This window comes from Streptomyces sp. NPDC050564, assembly GCF_044457265.1.
GTDB lineage: Bacteria > Actinomycetota > Actinomycetes > Streptomycetales > Streptomycetaceae > Streptomyces.
This window is the reverse complement of the sequence record NZ_JBITGS010000004.1, coordinates 69263-87245: the sequence shown is the minus strand read 5'-3', so window position 1 is coordinate 87245 and position 17983 is coordinate 69263. Positions and strand designations below refer to the sequence as shown.

Below are 17983 nucleotides of genomic sequence, written 5' to 3'. Positions count from 1 at the left end.
GGGACCGCCTGGGCCGACTGCAGGAGGCCGACGGATCGACTGGACGGCTTCGACAGGCCGGCGGACCGGCTGCGCCGACTCGGGAAGCCGGCGAACCGTCCGGGCTCGGGCGGCTACGTCGCGGCCGTGATCTTCGCGATCCTCGTGGTGCTGCTGACCCGCATGCAGAACGAGAAGGCACCAGGGGCCGCTTCCCGGCGGAGTCCGAGGCGCTCAGGGCGCGGCCCGGACCCGACCGGCACGGACGTGGGACCCCGGCGTGGCTCCGACGTGCATCCGACGGGGCCGACGGGGACCCGACCGAATCGTCCGTTTCGCTGGCCAACTCCCGTGACCTGTGGTGTATTCGGCCCGAGCTGAACTGCCAGCCGAACCGTGAGCCGACGAGACACCGGGGGGAACCGGCATGGGCTACTGGGGCTACTACGTCGTGGGCAGAAGCGAGCGCCCGCTCGCGGAGCTGGAGGCGCTCTCCGGGGCGCGGGGCATGGTGCTGCGGACCGCGGCGCCCGATGGCTGGCAGGTGTGGGAGTACCCGAGCGGTGACGGTGACATCGGGAACATGAACACGCTCGCCCGGGAGACCGGCGCGCCCGCGCTCTTCGGATACGTCATGGACAGCGACTGCGTGGCCGTCGAGGCGGCCGCGCCGGACACTGGCGTGTGGACGGCCTGTCTGGCACGGCAGGCGATGGCCGGCTACGTCGGCGGCGAGGGCGAACTCGGCGTCGACGACTACTTCCTGGAGCCGGCCGACGCCGCCGCCCGAGCCGTCTCCTGGGCCGCCGAGGCCGGGCACGCCATCGCCGCCGAGCCCCTCCTCGAGGTGCTGACCGCCGACCCCGACCCGTTGGCCGAAAACCTCTTCTTCCAGTTCCTCGACCGGCTCGGTGTGGTGCCCCTGTGACACTCCTGGACCGTCGCACGCAGTAAGGGGAGGTGCGGGCTCCGTTAGAAACAGGCGCCCTGTCGAGGGATTTCGAGGGAGGCGTGATGAGCCTGGTGGAACTGATCGCTCAGGCTGACGAGCGAGGCCTGGCGGCGAGCGGTCTGGCTTGTTTGGATCGGTGCGTACCTCTGCTGGGCGGCGATGACGACATCCTGCGGCCCCTGTGGGCGAGCCTGGCGGAGCCGGACGCGTGGGGCGCGTGGGGTGAACGCCTGGAGCAGGTGCGCGCCAAGCTCGACGCGGACGCCCCCGAGCCGGCCGTCACCGACGAGGACGAGGCCGCCGTACTCGCCCGCCGCATGCTCGGCGCCGTTCCCGCGGAGCCGTCGGCGACCGCACTGCGCTCCTGGGCCGACGCCTGTTCCGTGGCGGCCCTGCAGATCCACCGGCTCCTCGACGCCGCCGACGACGGCGAGTCCTGTGTGACGGCCCGCCGCGAGGGGCGTACGGACGGCATGTCGCCCCTCGTCGCTGCCGAACTGCGCCGCCAGGTCGCCATCCTGGAACTGCTCGCAGGCCGCGGCACGGGCGGACTCCGGCCGGCGCTGGACGTGTCGACGGAGGGGCGGCGGGTGCTGCGGGCGGTGGTGTCGCGCCGGGCGCGGGGAAGGACATGACGCGGCTCGCCGCGTGCAGGCGTAAACCTGTTTCCCTGCGAGATTCCTGTGACCGTCCTGCGGTGGAGATGGCGGTCCTGAGCCGGTGTCGCGAACACCGCCGGGACGGGTGACGAATTCCGTCCCGAGGGCGCTCTTCCCGATGTGAACGCAACTCAGGAAACCAGGCCCTCAGCTGCGGCGAAGCCGATGCGCTGGGCGGCGGACGCGGTCGCGACGATGCGCGAGGGTGCCCGGCTGCGCCTCGACTATTCGGCGCAGAGCCTGTGGCGCGTCGACCGGCTGATCGAGGAGATACGCCGGGACGGGGCGCCGTATGCCGCCGTGGAGACCGTGTTGCGCGGTTTCGGCGCGTACGCCGGCGAGGTCATCGCCCGGTACACGGGCGCGGAGTGGTGGGAGACGGGCGGCGACCACTGGCTGCGTACCCCGGACGGGCGGCTGTGGGACCCGATCGAGGAGGCCCGGCGCTGCTACGCGGGCGACGGTTCGCTGCGGCTGCTGTGCCGGGAGGCCACGCGGTAAGCGAGCGCCCGGGCCGGGCCCGCCGAGATTGCCTGCTCTTAAGGTACGCGACCGTTCCCAAACGGTTGGCTCCGGAGTGAACATGGGGGCAATCGCCGGACTCGGGAGGCCTCATGGCCGACAACCGCCGTTGGTGGGCGCTGGTCGTCATCGCACTCGCGCAGTTGATGGTCATCCTCGACATGACCATCGTGAACATCGCTCTGCCGTCCGCCCAGATCGATCTGCACATGTCGGACGGGAACCGGCAGTGGGTGATCACCGCGTACACGCTCGCCTTCGGCGGGCTGCTGCTGCTCGGCGGCCGGGTCGCCGATCTCGCCGGGCGCAAACTCGCCTTCATGACCGGCCTGTTGGGCTTCGCGGCGGCGTCCGCGCTGGGCGGTGCGGCGACGGGTTCCGGGATGCTCTTCGGGGCGCGCGCCCTGCAGGGCGTGTTCGCCGCGCTGCTCGCCCCTTCCGCGCTGTCGCTGCTCACCACGACGTTCACCGACCCCAAGGAACGCGGCAAGGCCTTCGGCGTGTTCGGCGCGATCGTCGGCGCGGGTGCGGCGATCGGGCTGCTGGCCGGCGGCCTGCTCACCCAGTACCTGGACTGGCGCTGGTGCCTGTACGTCAATGTCCCCATCGCGTTCGTAGCGTTCGCCGGCGCGTGGGTGCTGCTCGACAGCGGCGGCCGGCACGAGGACGCCCACCTCGACGTGCCGGGCGCGCTGCTCGGCTCCGCCGGAATGCTCTCGGTGGTGTATGGCTTCTCCGAGGCGGAGTCGCGGAGTTGGGGTGACGGGCTGGTGCTCGGGCTGCTCGCCGCCGGGGTCGTGCTCCTCGGCCTGTTCGCCCTCTGGCAGACCCGTGCCCGCGTGCCGCTGCTGCCGGTGTCGGTGGTGAGGGACCGACAGCGCGTCGGGGCGTTCCTGACCATCCTCTTCGTCACCATCGGGATGTTCGGGGTCTTCCTCTTCCTCACGTACTACTTCCAGCGCGTCCTCGGGTACTCACCGCTGAAGACCGGGCTCGCCTATCTCCCCATCACCGTCGGCATGATCACCGGCTCCACGCAGGTCGCGGCCCGGCTGCTGAACAGGGTCCCGCCGCGCGCCCTGATCGTCCCCGGGCTGCTGCTCGCCGCGGGCGCTCTGGCGCTCATCGCGCAGGTCGGCGTGGAACCGGCATACGCCTCCCACGTCCTGCCCGGCATGCTGATGCTCGGCCTCGGCATGGGTACGGCCATGATGACCTGCGTCTCGCTGGCCACGGCAGGCGTCGCCCCGCGCGACTCGGGCGCGGCCTCCGCCACCTTCAACACCGCCCAGCAGGTGGGCGGTTCGATCGGCACGGCGCTGCTCAACACGATCGCCGCGAGCGTGACGACGCGGTACGCGACCGCGCACGCCGGGCCCGGGGTGGATCGCCGAGCCCTCGCCTCCCACGCCGCTGTGCACGGCTTCAACGTCGCCACGTGGTGGGCCATGGCGTCTCTGCTGCTGGCGGCGCTGATCGCCGGGATCGTGGTTGACGCGCACCGGGTGCCGACGCCCGAGGGGCGCCCGGCACCCGTGCCGGAGCCGGTGGACAGCAAGCGCTGACCACCGGCCCCGTGCGGGTCAGGGGGTGAGTGTCTGCCCCAGGTGCGCACCGGTCGGCGTACCGAGCTGGCTCTTGCTGTAGATCACGGCCTGCGTCAGGCCGAGACCCGTGCTGTTGCTGGGCACGTACAGCAGGATGCCGTCGCCTCCGTCCTCGCCCTCGGTGCCGAGGGTCAGGTCGGTGCGCCCGTACCCGGACAGGTCGGTGAGCGAAACGGCCGAGCCCAACTTGTCGTCGGTCTCGGTGGAGCCGGGGACGCCGGAGGTGTCCTGGGAGATGGCGACCGCACCGGAGCCGGTGAGGCCCGTCGACGTGCCCTTCAGGAGGATCGCGGTGCCCGCGTTGGAGCGGTTGACCGAGTCCCGGGTGATGTCCTCGTTCGGGGCGCCGGCGAGGACGTCCGCGTAGCCGTCGAGGTTGTAGTCGCCGACGGACACCGAGGTGCCGAGCGCGTCGCCCGACTCGTTGGCTCCCGGGACGCCCGTGGTGTCCTGCTGGATCGTCGTCATGCCGGTGGTGGTGAAGCCGGTGCTGGTACCGGGGACCATGGTGACCTGGCCGCCGGAGACCGCGCCGGACTCGGAGGTGTACGGCTGACCGATGACGATGTCGTCGTAGCCGTTGCCGTTCACGTCGCCCGCCGCGATGGAGCGGCCGCCCTTGACGCTGAGCGTGGACACCTTCGTCAGGCCCGACGCGCCGCCCTTGAACCAGGTGACCCGGCCGATGCCGCCCGCGTCCCGGTAGTTGAGGGCCACGTCCGCGTAGCCGTCCCGGTTGAAGTCGCCGGTCGTCGCATCGGGGTACGCGATCGCGCCGGTCGACGTGGTGAGAGTGCCGGTCTGGGTGGCGCCGCCGGTCAGGCGGGCGTTCCAGTTGCCGCCCTTGCCGGTGCCCGCGGCGAACACGTCCGCCTTGCCGTCCGCGTTGAAGTCCCCGACGGTGACGGCGGAGCCGAGCTTCGCGCCGGCCGAGGTGACGCCCGAAGTGGCGTACGAGAGACCGGTGTTGAGGGCGGGGCCGTACAGCACGGTGACCGAGCCGCGGTCGGCGTTGCCGCTCGTGTCGTCCTCGCCGGGCGCGCCGACCGCGAGGTCCGCGTAGCCGTCGCCGTTGATGTCGCCCCACGCGGTGGCGGCGCCCCAGTTGTCGCCCGCCTCGGAGGAGCCGGGGACGCCCGGGCTGCTCTGGGTGAGGGTCACCTTCGACGCGGGGACCGGGCCATTGAGGCCGCCCGGCACGAGGGTGACGCTGCCGACGCCGCCCGAGACCTTGGGCGTACCGGCGGCGAGGTCGCTGATGCCGTCGCGGTTGTAGTCGGCGGTCGGGATGGCGGAGTTCTTGCCGGCGCTCGCCGCGTACCGACGGATCTCGGCGAGCTTCGGGTAGAGGTTGGCGCCGGGGCAGGCCGTCGCGTTGGTGTCGCGGTGGCCGAAGACCGTCGGCAGCGTGATCGACGTGCCCTGGTCGACGAGGTTGCCGTCCTGTCCCTTGGGGCTGCCGGACACCAGCGTCACCTTGCCGTTCGGGTCGACGCCGTACATGCCGAACTTCCAGGCGACGATCCGGGCGATGGCCTCCAGGCCCGCGCGGCTCGGCTTGGCCGTCTCGTAGTTGCCTATGTACGAGATGCCGACCGTGTTGGTGTTGAAGCCGACGTCGTGTGCCCCGACCACCGGCAGGTCCATGCCGCCGCTGCGGCCTTCGAAGATCTGGCCGCACTTGTCGACGACGAAGTTGTAGCCGATGTCGAAGTAGCCGCGGGAGAAGTGCTCCTGCTGGATGGTGCGCAGCCGCGCCCGGGACTCGCCGCAGGAGAGCTTGTTGTCACTGTCGACGCCCGTGTGGTGGACCACCGCGGCCTTGATCTCGGTGCCGTACGCGGGGGTGCCGTCGTAGTCGGTGGAGGCGCCCCATTCCGCCTGCGTGATGACCGGTGGCTTGACGACCGTGGAGGGGCGCGGCGCGGGGACGGTGTCGGAGGGGGAGGGGGTCGGGCTCGGCGGCTCCGTGGTGGGTGCCGGGTCGGTCGGCGACCCGGTGTCCGTCGGCGACGCGGTGTCGGTCGGGGCCAGCGGGTCGGTCGGGCTCGCCGAGTCGGTGGGGGTCGCGGAGTCGGTGGGTACCGACGGGTCCGTCGGCGCGGGCGTGGTCTCCTCCGCCGGGTAGGCGTACGCGGCGGGTTCCGCGCCGCCCTTGGCGGCCGGATCGGTGCCCGGGTCGAGCAGCCTGACGTCCATCCCGGACGGCTGGCCCTTGGCCGCGGTGCCGTCCGCGCCGACCACGCGCACCTCGACGCCGTCCGCGTCGCCGGTCCACAGGGACGCGGTGCCGCCGCGGGTTCCGGCCCGCTTCGCCTCCGTACCGTCGGCGGAGAACGGGTCGTCGGGCAGCTTCTGCCAGCCCGACCACTTGCCCGTCTCCAGCTCCCGGTAGCGGACCTCCGGCGTGCCCTTCGGCTTCGCGTCCGGGTCGCTCCAGGTCAGCAGGACGGCGCTGAACCGGTCGGTGCCCTGCTTGTCCAGGCCCTTGCGACCCGCGCCCTTGTCCTTGAGCTTGACGGTGTGCACGGCGGCCTTGCGGCCCTTGGCGCCCTGGTCCGGCTGATCGGTCGGATTCGCGACGGCGTAGGTGACCGCTCCCGCCCCGCCCAACACGACCGCACCGATGGTCAGCCACGCTCTCCGCTTCAGACTCAGCGGCTTGTACGCATGGGTCGTCCTGCGACTCAAATGTCCCACCCCTAGAGAACCTTCACAACTGACCCACCCGCATCAGGGGTGGCTTCTTATGCAGCGCACAGGAAACGCCAAACATCACGGCATTAGATGTGCCGTACATCACTTCGGAACCGCCGCGGCGCCGGTGCTCGCTTCGCCCGTGCGCCGCCCGGCCGACCCCATCAGCTGTCCTCCTGGCCGGTCGCGCCGGCGTCCGACGGCTCCGGCGAGGGCAGCTCGCCCTGGCAGGTGGCCCGCCCGAACTTCCCGAAGGCGGTGGCGGTCTGGACGTGCTTGCCGCGAATGGCGAGTTGGCAGCTGGCCCGCCCGCCCTTCTCGCCGAGGGTGATGGTCACCACGGGCGCCTTGCCGAGCGGCACGCTCACGGTCTTCTTCCAGGGCAGCGTGACTCCGTGGGCCACCACGGCCTCCCCGGACTCGCTGCGCGCCTGGTACGTGATGTCGGCCGTGCCCTCGCCCTCGATCTCGTACGTCACCGAGGCGGTCGGCACGTGGTGCTGCTTCGGCTTCTCGGCGGTGTTGAGCACGCCGTAGACGACGAGTCCGGCGCAGGCGGCGAGGAGGGCGCCGCCCACCACGATTCCGCGGTGGTCCGCGCCCTTCGAGGACTTCTCCCGTGATGTTTCCGGCGAATTGTCCTCGGCGCCTTCGGCTGTTTCGGCGTCGTCCGGCTTCGATGTCGATGGCATGGCGCTCCCGCTTTCGGATCGGCGCGCATTCCGGGAACGAATGCGGGCGGCTGAAGAACCGGGCGGTTATACCTCACGGGGAGCGGCCTGATCCAACGGCAGGAAATATCCGGCCAATCGACCACGCAATTCGCCGCAGTCCAGGGAGAGTTACGTCCTGCTGTGGCTCAACTGCCCCGATTGTGAACTTGGTTGACATGTCCTCATCCACCTGATTAGAACTCGGGCTTCCGCAAAGGGGGGTTCACAGGAAGGGCCGTTCCATCATGACCAGTCGGGAATCCCCGGCTGGTGGTTCGGCGTGCCCGCATTCGGCACGCGCGTCACGCGCGCGATAGGGCTGGAAAGCGGGGGCGCCGTATGAGAAAGGGCATTGGACGTGAAAGTCCGATACGGGAGAGTGATCTCCTGCCTTGTGGTGTCCGCGGTCGTGAGTGCCGCGCTGCCACAATTCGCCTATGCCGCCTCGACTGCGAAGGACGACGGCGACAAGGGCGTTGTCGACACGGTCAAGGGATGGTTTTCGGACGACGGCAAGAAGCTCGACAAGCCGCCGTCCCACGATGAGCTGGGGATTGCCGACCGGCAGAAGCTGCCGAGGGGCAAGAACACGCCAAGAGCGAGACGCGTCAAGGAGCTGACGGCCAAGCGCACACCGAACGCCCGTTTCTGGCGCATGTCGGACGGCCGGATCCAGGCGGAAGTGTCCGCCGTCCCGACGTCGTACAAGGACGCGAAGGCGAAGTCCTGGAAGGTCATCGACACCCAGGTCCGCGGGACCGACGCCAAGGGCTTCGACTACGCCAACACCACCAACTCCGGCAGCAGTTACTTCGGATCCGACCCCGACCGGCTGGTGTCCTTCCGGACGGCGGGCGGCGGCCAGTCGGTCACCTTCGGCCTGGAGGACGCGGGCAGCAGCGGCCTGAAACCCTCGGCCGACGGCAACACCGTCACGTACAGGGACGCCGTCTCCGGCGCCGATCTGTCGTACGAGGTCGGTCCGGGCCGGGTGAAGGAGAACATCGTCCTGGCCGAGCGGCCCACCGGGCCGCTGACGTTCACGTTCGCGCTCGATGCCAAGGGGCTGACTCCGAAGGCGGGCAAGGACGGTTCGATCGGCTTCTACGGCGAGACCGGGCACCCCGTGCTGGTGATCCCGCCGGCGTTCATGACGGACGCGAAGAAGCTCACGGGCGCGAAGAAGTCCACGGCCTCCCCGTACGGCGTCGCGCACAGCTCCGCCGTACGGCAGAAGCTGACCCGGGACGGCAGGGGCTGGCGACTCACGGTCACGCCCGACGCCAAGTGGCTGGCGGCGAAGGACCGGCAGTATCCGGTCACCGTCGATCCGACGCTGACCCTCGCGCCGACCCCGTCCCAGTCGCAGGACACGATGGTGCTGTCCTCGTCCGCCGCTTCCAACTTCGACGGCAACTGGCGGCTGTCGGCGGGCCTGGACTCCACGGGCGCCGCGGCCCGCGCGTTGCTGAAGTTCGGACTGTCGAGCGTGCCCGCCGGGACCCAGCTCGACGATGCGAAGCTCCAGCTCTACTACGACCAGACGCACACCGGCGTGACCAACGGCTCCCCGGTGACGCTCGGCGCCTACCGGGCCACCGGAGACTGGACGGCGTCCCAGGCGACCTGGAACAACACCAACTCGCTGGTGGGCGAGCTGTCCGGCTCGACCACTCAGGTGGACGACGGCGACGCCGGCAAGACGGCCGCGGTGGGCACCTGGCCCGCCTCGTCCAACACGGCGTTCACGCAGTACGCGGTCAACCAGGACTACCTCTACAACAAGGACACGGTCGCCGGTGACACGTACACCTGGCAGCCGAAGATCCCGGAGGACGGCACCTATCAGGTCGACACGCATGTGATCCCGGCCTCCGACCGGTCCACCGCGGCGCCCTACACCGTGACCTACGACGGCGGAACGCGGTCGTACACGGTGGACCAGCAGTCCGGCACCGGCGGGATCTGGAAGCCGCTGGGCGCGCTGCCGTTCAAGGCGGGCACCGCGGGCAAGGTCGTGCTCGGTGACGGACCCGCCTCGGCGTCGACCTCGGTGATCGCGGACGCCGTACGGTTCTCCAAGGCGGGCACCGCCCAGCTGCCGTACGCCACGTACAACAAGTGGCACTCCTTCTCGGTGAAGGACACGGTGCAGTCCTGGCTGGACGGCACGAACGCCAACAACGGCTTCGTCATCAAGGCGACCGACGAGAGCGCCGGTGCCCCGCGTGGCGGCCCCCGCTACGAGGCCTCCGAGTTCGGCTATGGCGGCGAGAGCACCAACTACCCGCGTCTCGTGCTCACTTACGGGCGCCCGGGCGTCGACCTCGACGTGCCGACGACGATCCACGACACGGGCGCGGAGCTGCACTGGTCGGCGTACACCGATCCGTCCACGGCGAGCGGCGACGACATCGTCGAGTACCAGGTGCACCGCAGCGTCTTCCAGACGTTCACGCCGTCGGCCTCCACGCTGGTGGCGCCGGTGGCGTCGGGCACCACCGCGTACACGGACACGTCCGCGGCGCCGACCCCGGCCGACAGCGCGGACCCGTTCGGCCGCGCCTACTACTACATGGTCGCCGTCAAGACCCGGGACGGAAAGGTGACCCCGGCCCCGACCCAGCTGGTACGACTGCCGAAGGCGGGCCGCACCACCAAGGTCTTCGAGGCGTCCCAGGACACCACCCTCTCCTCCACGGAGTCGACGACCGCCCACGACACCGTCACCGACGGCCTGCCGCAGAACTGGCTGACCGTCGGCAACAACTCGCCGTCGTACGGCAAGACCAGGGCCCTGCTGAAGTTCCCCACCCTGGACATCCCCACCACGGCACGCGTCCTCGACGCCAACGTGCGGCTGTGGGGCACCCAGACCACCACGGGCAACACGGGAGCGGTCTACGAACTCCGCCCACTGACCCGGGACTTCGACGAGTCGACGGCCACCTGGACCAAGGCGAACTCCACCACCAACTGGACCACGGCGGGCGGTGACTACGGCGCCACCGTCGCGGACACCGTCCCGGCGATGAGCAACGACCCGTCCCGGCACGACTGGAACGCGACCTCACTCGCGCAGAGCTGGGTGAGCACCCCCGGCAGCACCCAGTCCGTGCTGATCAAGATGCAGGACGAGACGGCCCAGCAGGAGCGCACCGTCTTCCTGTCCTCGGAGGCGGCCGAGCAGCGGCTGCACCCGCGGATGACCGTCACTTACATCGACTCCACCACGGACTCGACGTACTACGCGCCGAAGACTCCTGCGCGGATGACGCCGAACTCCACGTACACGGTCGAGTTCACGCTCACCAACACCACCAACAGCACCTGGACCAAGGCCGACCAGGTCCTGTCGTACAAGTGGGCGCTGCCCGACGGCACCGACAAGACCACCGGCGGCAACCAGGTCCAGACGGCGCTGCCCAAGGACGTCGTTCCGGGCGACACCGTCACGCTCCAGGCTCAGGTCAACACGCCCATCAACTCCGATGAGGGCAACAAGCGCACGGACTACGCGCTGAGCTGGGACCTCTACAACAAGACGGCCGGCACCTGGCTGTCCGCCGGTACCGGCGGCATCCCGGCCCTGAAGCAGAACGTGGCGGTGGAGGACCCGAGCTCCGACTCCCTCGGCCTGGAGAAGTTCTACTCGTACACCGGGAAGAACACGGGCGCGGGCTCGACGGTCATGAACAACCTGGCCTCGGGGAACTCGGTCTGGTCGTACAACGCCTTCACGAACCCGGGCCGGGGCCTGAACACGTTCGCGCGCTTCGCGTACAACTCGCTGGACACGTCCGACACCGTGCTCGGCGCGGGCTGGTCCGGCCAGGCAGCCGGTCCGATCCGTCTCGGCGCGCCGCTGGACTTCCACCCCAACCCGAACCCGACGGAGATCCGCCTCCCCGACGGTGACGGCACGACCCACGTCTTCACCAAGCAGGCGGACGGGTCGTGGAACGCCCCGGCAGGCGTCCACTACAAGGTCTCGATGAAGACGGGCCTGGACTGCACGCCGGACAAGGACCCGGTCCCGGACGCCTGGACCCTCCTGCGCCCGGACGGCACCCGCTTCCTCTTCGGCTGCGACGGCTACATGACGTCCACGGTCGACAAGAACGGCAACACGCAGACGTTCACGTACGAGGAGCGCAAGTCCAACAACAAGCCGACCAAGTTCCTCACGTACATCACCGACCCGGCGGGCCGTCAGTCCCTGAGGGTCGACTACTACAAGAAGGGCGACGCGTCGTACGACTACATCGACGACACGGGCGCCAAGGTCACCGGGTCGAATCTGACCAACTCCAAGATTTACGACCACGTCAAGTCGATCACGGACATCTCGGGGTCCGTCACGGGTCTCCCAACCCGCAAGATCTCCTTCAACTACACGACGAAGGGCCTGCTCGGGCAGTTCGTGGACGGTGACGGCTCGTCGCAGCCGAAGACCTTCAAGTTCACGTACGACGCCACCCAAGGCAACAAGAACGTCAAGCTGGTCAAGGCGACCGATCCGCGCGGGCACGGGACTTCGCTGGCGTACTACGCCCCGCAGACCGGTGACGACCCGAAGTACCACTGGTGGACGAAGACGATCACGGACCGTCTCGGCTACGACGCGGGCTTCGCGTATGCGGCGGACACCGCGAACACGAAGTTCACCGACACGACGGTGACGGATCCCGAGTCGCACGCCACGAAGTACGTGACGGACGACTTCGGCCGCCCGGTCCAGACGACCAACGCCAAGTCGCAGACCACGAAGATGAGCTGGGACGCGGACAACAACGTCACGTACCTGGAGGAGGACAACGGCGCGAAGACCGCGTACTGCTACGACCAGAAGACGGGCTACCCGCTCTGGCAGCGCGACGCGGAGAACAACAAGTCGGGCGTGCCGGACCAGACGGCCACCTGTGTGTCGGACACGTCCAAGTGGCCGGCCAACGCGGCGAAGTACGAGTACCAGACGCGCGCGGACGGCTTCTCGGCCGACCTGTTCCGCAAGACCTCTCCGGAGGGGCGGGCTTCGAAGTTCGGCTACGACTGCTTCGGCAACCTGAAGACGGTCACCGACCCCAAGGGCACCGCGACCTGGACCACAGGGGTCTGCGAGCCGACCACCAGCGGCTACACCACGAAGTACGAGTACGACTCCTACGGTGAGCTGACCAAGGTGACGGACGCCAACGGCAACCCGACGTCGTACAGCGGCTTCGGGCCCACCGGTTACCCGGCGACGATCACGGACGCGAACTCCAACTCGTCGACGTACGACTACGACGAGCGGGGTCAGGTCACCAAGGTCACCGACGCCAACCTCAAGGTGACCACGCAGACCTACGACGTCTACGGGCGCCCGCTGGTCAGCACCGTGCCCAAGGACCAGAACGCAGGGGTCCTGATCACGACTCCCGCCCCGGTGTACGACGAGAACGACAACGTCACCAAGACGACGGCGCCCAACGGTGCGGTGTCGACGGCGGTGTACGACAGCGGTGACCAGGTCACGTCGGCCACGGCGCCGGCGAACAACCAGACCAGCCCGCGTACCACGACGTACACCTACGACAAGGCCGGTGACCTCAAGACGACGACGGAGCCCAAGGGCACGGCGACGACCACGGACACCACCGACTTCGTCACGACGAACAACTACGACGAGATCTACCAGCTCACCTCCGTGGTCAACACGAAGGGCGACAAGGTCTCGTACGAGTACGACAACGTCGGCAACGCCACCAAGGTCATCGACCCCAAGAAGAACGCGACGACCGACACGACCGACTACACGACCAAGACCGACTACGACCTGGACCACCGGGTCACGGTCGTCACGGACGCGGCCGGCAAGACCAGCAAGAAGTCCTACGACAAGGACTCCCTGGTCGTCTCCGCGACGGACGCGGAGAACAACACCACGCTCATCACCTATGACGAGCGCGGCAAGCAGACCGAGGTCAAGGCCCCGCACGACGGCACGTCGACCATCACGTACCGCACGACCAAGTATGAGTACGACCAGGTCGGCAACCCCACCAAGGCGATCAGCCCGCGTGCTGTCGCGGCCGGTACGACCACCGCCTTCACCAGCCGTACCGAGTACGACGCGCTGAACCGGCCGGTCAAGCAGTACCAGCCGTACGACCCGGCGGACAGCCGCTACAACAACCCGAACGTCTACACGGAGACCACCTTCGACAAGGTGGGCCGGGTGGCGAAGACCTCGCTGCCACCGTCGGACGGCGAGACGGTCCGCAACGACACCGACTACGCCTACTTCGACAACGGCTGGGTCAAGTCGTCCACGGACCAGTGGGACATCGCCACGACCTACGACTACAACGAGATGGGCCAGCAGACCAAGCGGACCCTGACCTCGGCGGGCGGCTCCTCGGACCGCACGATGTCCTGGTCGTTCTACCCCGACGGCTCACAGAAGTCGCGGTCGGATGACGGCGTGCCGGTGGGCAAGTCGGTCGTCCTGGTGGACAACTCCGACACCCAGAACACCTCGAAGACCGGTACCTGGACGAAGGGAGACATCGCCGGTCAGCAGGGCTACAACCACGAGACCCACGCGGCGGGCACGGGCACGGACGCCTTCAGCTGGACGCTCAACATCCCCAAGGACGGCACGTACACGGCGTATGTGAAGTTCCCGAAGGTGACGGGCGCCGCGACGACGGCGAAGTACACGCTCACCCATGCGACCGGGACGGTCGACAAGACGATCGACCAGAACGCGACCGCGAACCAGGGCACCTGGGTCTCGCTGGGTTCGTACTCCTTGGCGCAGGGCAACGCCGCCAAGCTGCAGCTGTTCCAGAACAGCGGCGGCGTGGTCGTCGCGGACGGCGTGAAGCTCGTCCGTGACACCAGCGGCGACCCGGCCGACACGGAGAAGAGCAACTTCACCTACTCCTACGACCTCAACGGCAACCTGACTCAGATCGACGACACGTCGTCGACCGCGAAGGTCGACGCGTACGCGATTGCCTACACGGACCTCAACCAGGTCCAGAAGGCGACCGAGTCGCTGTCCGGTACGGAGAAGAAGTCCACGTCGTACACGTATGACGCGGATGGCAAGCCGGACACGATCACACATCCGGATCAGTTCTCCAAGTACACGTACGACCTGCGTGAGTTGGCGAAGACGGTCTCGGTCGGCAAGTCCGCCACGGACGCCTCACCGAAGGTGACGTCGTACACGTACACCGACCGCGGTCTCCAGCTCCAGGAGACCAAGGCCAACGGCAACACCGTCGACTACACGTACTACTTGGACGCCGCGCTGAAGTCGACGAGCGAGAAGAAGCCGAACGGCACCCTCGTCTCCTCGCACGACTACACCTACGACGCCAACGGCAACAAGTCGCAGGACGTGGCGAAGAAGATGAACGCCGACAGTCACTCGGCCTACCTGTCCTCGACGACCGACTACACCTACGACCCGGCCAACCGCCTGGCGCAGTCGGTGAAGACGGGCAACGGCGCGGCGACGGAGAAGTACGTCCACGACGACAACTCCAACGTCATCAGCCAGACGGTCAACAACGTCACCACCAACTACAACTACGACCGCAACCGCCTGTTGACCGCTACCACCGGCAGCTCCACGGGCAACTACAACTACGACCCGTTCGGCCGCCAGGAGTCGGTCACTTCGAACGGCAAGGTCGTCGAGCGGAGCGTGTACGACGGCTTCGACCACGTCGTGGAGTCCCAGAAGGCGGACGACACGGGTGCGATGAAGTCGACCACCTACACCTTCGACCCGCTGGACCGCACCGCGTCCAAGACGGCGGACGGCAAGACGACGGACTTCGAGTACCTGGGCCTCTCCTCCGAGGTCCTGGACGAGAAGGTCGCCGGCGCGCTGACCAAGTCGTACCAGTACAGCCCGTGGGGCGAGCGCCTGTCGCAGGTCACGCACAACAGCGACGGCACGACCGAGGACGGCTACTACGGCTACAACGGCCACACCGACGTCGAGACCCTCACGGACAAGAACGGCGACACGAAGGCGACGTACGGCTACACCGCCTACGGCAAGGACGACGAGTCCGAGTTCACGGGCATCGACAAGCCGAACGCGGCCGATCCGACGAAGGAGGCGTACAACCCGTACCGCTACAACGCCAAGCGCTGGGACGCCCAGTCCGGCACGTACGACATGGGCTTCCGCAACTACAACCCGGGTCTGAACCGCTTCACCACCCGGGACATGTACAACGGCGCCCTGTCCGACATGGGCCTCGGAGCCGACCCCTTCACCGGCAACCGGTACGCGTTCGGCAGCGGCAACCCCATCAGCAACGTCGAAATCGACGGTCACTTCGACGTCGGCGGATTCATCGACTCAGCCGTCGACACCCTTGAGGGTGCTGTCGAAGGGGCAGCAGAAGGGATCGCCGAGGGAGCCGAGACCGTTGCCGGCGGTGGTTCCAGCCTGCTCAGCAAGGCGGGTGGATACGGGCTGGCGGCCTGGGTGTTCCTGGAGGAACTGGGCTGGGACACTCCGACCGCGGCCAACGGATACGAGTCGGACCCCGGTGAGAAGCCGGACTACAGCAAGGGGCTCCTCCTCAAGCCGGACTCCGTCAAGGAGTGGCAACCCGGCGACGCCCGGGTGCCGTTCACCCGGGAGGACTGCGCGAAGAGCCGGTCGAGCATGATCTATTACATGCCGCTCGACTCCCAGGGGCGTGCTCAGGGCGCGATTGCGTGCCTCAACAAGGCGGACATCAACTACACCGATAAAGATGGAAACCTCAAAGACCCGAACAATTCGACCAAGATGGTGGGAAGCACAACCATCTGGCCGATGAGCACTCCGGGGGCTTGGGCTGCGTCTCCTAAGGGGTGGCGTCCGGGTATGGGCCTCGATCGATCGCACCTGGTGGCCCGTCGATTCGGCGGAAGCGGCACTGACCGGAGAAATCTGGTGCCCTTGCCGAGCGATGTGAACCAGGACAGCATGGGCGATTGGGAGGAAGCGATATCCGACCAGTTGGAGCAGGGGAATACCGTCTACTATGAAATCTCGGCGGGCTATCAGGGGGACAGCACCATCCCCTCGCTGCAAGGGTTGGCGGCCTCGTCGGGCGGGGCTGTTTACCCTTGGGGCTATGTGGCCGGGCAGTAGGTGAAGGAAACAAGAAGAGGCGCCATGGACAGGGTTGACGAGATCATCTCCGCCACTCGCTGGGACGCTGAACGGCGGGATGTGGACTGGGATGACATCGAGGAGCAGTTCGGGACGCAATTTCCGGCGGACTACAAGGAGCTCTGTGAGGCGTTTCGGCACGGCGCTTTCAGTGGGTATCTGGAGTTGCTGCCACCGAATGCCATCGACTCGTACGGTCTGCTGGGGCGATGGAAGTCGCAGCGGCGGCGCTGGGAGAGCGGTCAACTGAGCGCGCTCTTCGACCCCTATGAGGTGTTCGACAGCGGCGGTAGGGGACTCATCCTCTGGGGGAACTCCCTCACGGAGGACCAGTACTTCTGGCTGGCCGATGCCGCAACACCACCCGAGCAATGGCCGGTTGTGGCCCGAACCGATCCATTGGAGGACTGGCACCGTTTCGACATCTCGACCACGGAATTCATCTATCGCGTGCTGACAGATCGCGACTTCCGTCCGTTCTCCGTTGCGGGAAAGGTGGAGCGTCCGTTCTTCGAGGCGTACGAATGATGTAGCAGGCGGCGGAATCTCTGCCGTCGTCCGATGAGTGAGGCTCCGCTCCGGTGCGTCCGGGGCGGAGCCTCACCCTCCGTGCAGGAGGGGTGCGCATGGAATGGGCTGATCGTCTGGGGGGCGGAGATCGATGACCGAAGTGCCCGAATGGGAGAGGATTCAGCGGATCATGCTGTCCGCGACCTGATATATCGGTTGACTGGACGCGTATGAGCGAGTCGTGGGGCAAGGAATTCTCGCGCGACTACCGCAAGTTCATTGCGGTGTACGGGTCCGGGACAATCCAGGACTACCTGGCGATCCAGGAGCCCGAACCCAAAGGAGGTCCGCCGAAGTCCGCATTCGGCGGCATACTCCACGAGATGGCGAACGCCGAGCACGCATGGGCGACGAATCGGAAATCGCCCGAGCTGGTCGGGACGAACCCGGAGCTGATCGCTTGGGGGGGTGGACTCCAGCGCGGCCATGCCTTCCATTGGATGGCGGCGGAGCGAGCAATGGATGTCGGCTTCGAGGATTTCACCGTCTCCGAGTCAGCCGACCCATCCTGTCCCCGAGGTCATGGGGCCGTTCCTCCATGGGGTGTAGTTACGTTGATTCATCAGCGACCCCACCCTTACGGGCGAGAGCGAGGCAGGCAGTGACGGAACCAGGCACGGTGGACCTCATCCACCTGGAGGACGCGGACGGCAACCGCTGCATCGTGCGCGTCACCGGGCGTTCCAGGCCTGGTGTGCTGCCCGGTCACGACACCCTCCGGGCCGACGTGTTCGCATCGGCGGACTTCGTCGACGCCCGCCTGGATGTGTATGTCTTCCATCGGGATCTCGATGCCTGGCAGGACGCCTTGACCGGTATCGCGCCCGGGAAGGACGCGAGGATCGGCAGGGACCGCGGACTGGAACTCATTCTCCACATGCTCGACGACCGCTCCCTGGCAGTAACCCTCCACGATCCCGACCGCCTCACCACGATGCTGCGGATCCGACCGGAAGAGAACTGGGTCGCCGAGCACCTTCAGCGACTTGAGCAGGTCCGGCGGACCTGGCCCAGCGAGGTGGTGGAGACGGGGTCCATGACCTACGCGTGGAGCCCCGACCGGCAGTCCTGACTCGCCGCCCTGCCGACCTGTTCAAGCGCGGGGC

At 68.0% G+C, this 17983-nt stretch carries 9 protein-coding genes; 7 read left to right on the top strand and 2 right to left on the bottom strand.

Features of this window, described 5'->3' with window-relative positions; translation table 11 throughout:
• The first annotated feature begins 406 nt into the window (after positions 1–406).
• From ACIBK0_RS08080 to ACIBK0_RS08065, 4 genes are all read left to right on the top strand, one after another.
• Positions 407–907, top strand: coding sequence for a hypothetical protein (locus tag ACIBK0_RS08080; protein WP_399076892.1), 501 nt, complete (start codon positions 407–409; stop codon positions 905–907).
• Positions 908–993: 86 nt separating this feature from the next.
• Positions 994–1566: a hypothetical protein gene (locus ACIBK0_RS08075; RefSeq protein ID WP_399076890.1), complete on the top strand. Its 573-nt coding sequence runs from the start codon at positions 994–996 to the stop codon at positions 1564–1566.
• A gap of 189 nt (positions 1567–1755) precedes the next feature.
• On the top strand, positions 1756–2091 hold the full coding sequence (locus ACIBK0_RS08070) for a hypothetical protein (protein ID WP_399076888.1): 336 nt from the start codon (positions 1756–1758) through the stop codon (positions 2089–2091).
• 113 nt (positions 2092–2204) lie between these two features.
• The gene (locus ACIBK0_RS08065; protein WP_399076886.1) at positions 2205–3677 is read left to right on the top strand and encodes an MFS transporter; all 1473 of its coding nucleotides are present in this window, start codon (positions 2205–2207) and stop codon (positions 3675–3677) included.
• Positions 3678–3695: 18 nt separating this feature from the next.
• On the opposite strand, the gene ACIBK0_RS08060 is transcribed toward ACIBK0_RS08065, so the two are convergent.
• A complete protein-coding gene (locus tag ACIBK0_RS08060) occupies positions 3696–6410 on the bottom strand; it encodes an FG-GAP-like repeat-containing protein (RefSeq protein WP_399076884.1) in 2715 nt (904 codons plus the stop codon).
• A gap of 170 nt (positions 6411–6580) precedes the next feature.
• Complete coding sequence (locus ACIBK0_RS08055; RefSeq protein WP_399076882.1) at positions 6581–7108, bottom strand: hypothetical protein; 528 nt, start codon at positions 7106–7108, stop codon at positions 6581–6583.
• A 430-nt stretch (positions 7109–7538) separates the two neighbouring features.
• Here ACIBK0_RS08055 and ACIBK0_RS08050 point away from each other — a divergent pair, with 430 nt between their 5' ends.
• The 3 genes from ACIBK0_RS08050 to ACIBK0_RS08040 all read left to right on the top strand — a co-directional run bounded on the left by ACIBK0_RS08050 (position 7539) and on the right by ACIBK0_RS08040 (position 17949).
• Positions 7539–16286: a DNRLRE domain-containing protein gene (locus ACIBK0_RS08050; protein ID WP_399076880.1), complete on the top strand. Its 8748-nt coding sequence runs from the start codon at positions 7539–7541 to the stop codon at positions 16284–16286.
• A gap of 24 nt (positions 16287–16310) precedes the next feature.
• Positions 16311–16835, top strand: coding sequence for a hypothetical protein (locus ACIBK0_RS08045; protein ID WP_399076878.1), 525 nt, complete (start codon positions 16311–16313; stop codon positions 16833–16835).
• Positions 16836–17478: 643 nt separating this feature from the next.
• Positions 17479–17949 carry a DUF5959 family protein gene (locus ACIBK0_RS08040; protein ID WP_399076875.1) on the top strand — a complete coding sequence of 157 codons (471 nt, stop codon included), beginning with the start codon at positions 17479–17481 and terminating at the stop codon, positions 17947–17949.
• Positions 17950–17983: the final 34 nt, after the last annotated feature.

What these genes read in the sequence shown, in the direction of transcription:
- ACIBK0_RS08070 (WP_399076888.1), top strand. Translation starts at nt 1,756, where the DNA reads ATGCGCTGGGCGGCGGACGCGGTCGCGACGATGCGCGAGGGTGCCCGG.
- ACIBK0_RS08075 (WP_399076890.1), top strand. Translation starts at nt 994, where the DNA reads ATGAGCCTGGTGGAACTGATCGCTCAGGCTGACGAGCGAGGCCTGGCG.
- ACIBK0_RS08055 (WP_399076882.1), bottom strand. Translation starts at nt 7,108, where the DNA reads ATGCCATCGACATCGAAGCCGGACGACGCCGAAACAGCCGAAGGCGCC.
- ACIBK0_RS08045 (WP_399076878.1), top strand. Translation starts at nt 16,311, where the DNA reads ATGGACAGGGTTGACGAGATCATCTCCGCCACTCGCTGGGACGCTGAA.
- ACIBK0_RS08080 (WP_399076892.1), top strand. Translation starts at nt 407, where the DNA reads ATGGGCTACTGGGGCTACTACGTCGTGGGCAGAAGCGAGCGCCCGCTC.
- ACIBK0_RS08065 (WP_399076886.1), top strand. Translation starts at nt 2,205, where the DNA reads ATGGCCGACAACCGCCGTTGGTGGGCGCTGGTCGTCATCGCACTCGCG.